Annotated in this window: 3 protein-coding genes; 1 reads left to right on the top strand and 2 read right to left on the bottom strand. The window is 51.2% G+C overall.

Translation table 11 applies throughout. The features are described 5' to 3' along the window. The coding region (locus AC01ZF_RS10690) for a DUF11 domain-containing protein (RefSeq protein WP_476575348.1) at positions 1–1,473 on the bottom strand (1,473 nt) is incomplete at its 3' end. A 245-nt stretch (positions 1,474–1,718) separates the two neighbouring features. On the opposite strand from AC01ZF_RS10690, the gene AC01ZF_RS10685 reads away from it, so the two are divergent. Next, positions 1,719–2,480 carry an alpha/beta fold hydrolase gene (locus AC01ZF_RS10685; protein ID WP_428132736.1) on the top strand — a complete coding sequence of 254 codons (762 nt, stop codon included), beginning with the start codon at positions 1,719–1,721 and terminating at the stop codon, positions 2,478–2,480. 87 nt (positions 2,481–2,567) lie between these two features. Here the strand turns inward: AC01ZF_RS10685 and AC01ZF_RS10680 are convergent. Then, positions 2,568–2,728: HYR domain-containing protein (locus tag AC01ZF_RS10680; protein ID WP_476575350.1), on the bottom strand; the 161-nt coding region annotated here is incomplete at its 5' end.

Below are 2,728 nucleotides of genomic sequence, written 5' to 3'. Positions count from 1 at the left end.
GGTATAGGTCAGCGTCTGACCGGGCGCGGTGATCGACATGCCGTCGGTCTTACTGAGGACCATTTGGGGTTGGGGTGGAATATTGTCGGTATCACTGGTCGAGACGGATGGATACGGATTATTAAGCTGATCTGTATACGAGAGCGTCGCTGTATTGGTAATTGATCCACTTGCTCCAGGATCTACCTGTACTGTTACCGATACTGTACCACTACTACCGGCGACCACCGGGTTGGTCAAGGTGAAGGTTACCACGCCTCCGCTCTCGCTGCACGAGCCGGCGAGACTGCCCATAGAGCAGCTCTGATAACTCACCCCGGTGGGTAGCGTGTCAGTAATCACCACATTGAACGCAGCACCGGGAGAAGGTGTAGTATGGCTTGTGTTGGTAAAAGTAAGGGTATAGGTCAGGGTTTGGCCAGGCGCTGTGAGGGTAGTGCCGTCGGTTTTGCTCAATTCCATGCGAGGTGTTGGTGGTTGGGTCAGGAATCCAATAACACCGGTCTGACCTTCTTGAATAAACTGATTGTTAGGGTTAACACAAGTGACAATTCGCCACCAACCAGACTCGGGGTTCGCGAAAGCATTACCACCGCGCGTACTTCCCGTCCCACCGTTCCATACTGCATTACTGGATATAGTGCCGGTAATTCCTCCCGTCAATCCATTAGGATCGTAAGTGTCACTTGGTGCATAATAACGAACGCGGATATTGCCATCCATGTCAAAGTTGTGAAACGTCACACTACTTTGACCGGGGTTGACATATTCATATAAGGTTATGCAGGCCCCAGAAGCATTATCATGCTGAAATGTGGTTGCCGAAATGCCGATCAATAATTCATCACCGGTACCCGGGTTACCGTCGGGGTTATCGTAGTTTAGTGGTGGTGAATTATTTGGATCGTTGTCATTGTCGGTGCCAAATCGTAACCGCCAGCTATTATCGGCGTTACCACCGGTCTGGGCACGTAGAATGTAGGTGCCGCATGTTACCGGTGCTGGGATCGTGTACAATCGTGTCCATTGCGGCCCAATAGTATTGGAGTTGTAAGTCTGCTGGATCAAGGAACCGGTTGCCAATGGGCCCGGTTGCGTTGGCGGATTAAGGACTGTGCCCGGTTGATATACCTCGAACGTGGTAGTCCCGGAGGTGGTAATCTCATCGCTCACCCCGCCACCACTGGTGTTGTTTAAATCGGGATGAAACAGATCAATATGCACAGGATTGTTGGGATCCCAGCCGCAGGGTACGTGCAAGGTGATGTAGTGATAGCCGTTACCGGCACCGGTACTGTTGTTGGTGTACCAATCACCGATACCCAAACCTCGACTTGGACTAGATGTTTGTAAATACATCAGTGAACCGCTTGGTGGTAGTTCAACGGCATTTGCAATCTGGTTAGTAAGTGTAGGTAAAGCTAGCACAACTGCCCAGATGAACAATAGCATAAAATTGATGCGTCGTTTCATGACGAATTCTCCCTTGGCTTTCCCCTAATAGGGTGTGATCTGAGGGGGATTGTAAAATGCACATAAACGTAAATTCTCACCGAATTATAGTACATATTGACTGATTTGTAAATTCATGGTCATATCTGACAGGTGTTCTAACTGTCAAAAAATTAACCTTTTGAATTGATTTGTATAAATTAATTGTAATCTTGCAAGATGTACTACAATTATTTCACAATTATATCTATTACGGAGTGACCACAGTGCCAACAATTACCACTCGCCACGGAGCACTTCACTATCTTATTGCTGGTCAGGGAGCGCCGTTTGTTTTAATCCACGGTAATACCTACACAGCAGCAACCCAAGTTCGGTTAGCGCAGCGCTTCGCCGATCGATTCACTGTCTACTCATTCGACTTACTCGGCCATGGTGGTTCAGCTCGTCCGCCCGATCTGTTTACACCGCGCTACTTTCAAATGCAGGGTGAAGCCGTAGCAGATGCGCTCACCGGTCTGTTTCACGAGCCAGTTCCCGTGTTTGGGATGAGCGCTGGGGGTATTAGCGCTCTGAATGCCATTTGTATCAGGCCGGATTGCATAGCGGCTTTGATCCTCGATGGAGTATTTGCGCGTGTCACCGCCGCAACCTATCAGGCACACCGGCAAGCAACTGCCAGTATGTCACCAAGTTGGCACCGCTACATGGCCGGTCAGCATGGCGCCGATTGGTGGCCGATTCTCAATGCGGGCGTCGAGGCCGTCATCGAGCAGCTCGCCGCGCAAGAAGCTCTCGTGACACCTTGCCTCGATCAAATCAAGGTACCGGTGATTATTTTTCACGGTGGGAAAGATCCGTTTGTACCGGACGAACAAGCCCGCGCGGTTGCCGCCGGGATCCGCGGGGCACGGATTGTGTATGAGCCAGAGGCTGGGCACTTGATCGCATGGCGTAACCCTGACGCCTTTCGAGCAAGGGTAGAGCGATTTTTGGCGGAACACGGCCTTGTGCGGGTAGAGCGATAGAACGAGGGTTGTGATCGCATCTTACGAACAACCTTTTGGTGAGTACCCCATCGACGATATGGCGATGGGGTACTGAATGATGGATTGCTAGCGCGCAATAGCTGGGATGAAGATCGTATAGCGTGGTGGGCCGTCAACTGGGGGTGCGCTGGCTGAGGTGACTGTTATCGTAAAACTACCGGAAGCGGTGTTGCCGGCGGCATCGGTAGCCGTACAGGTGACGGTGGTGGTGCCGAGGGGGAAGGTGC

This window comes from Chloroflexus sp. (genome assembly GCF_056331925.1).
This window is presented reverse-complemented; position numbering and strand designations above follow the sequence as displayed.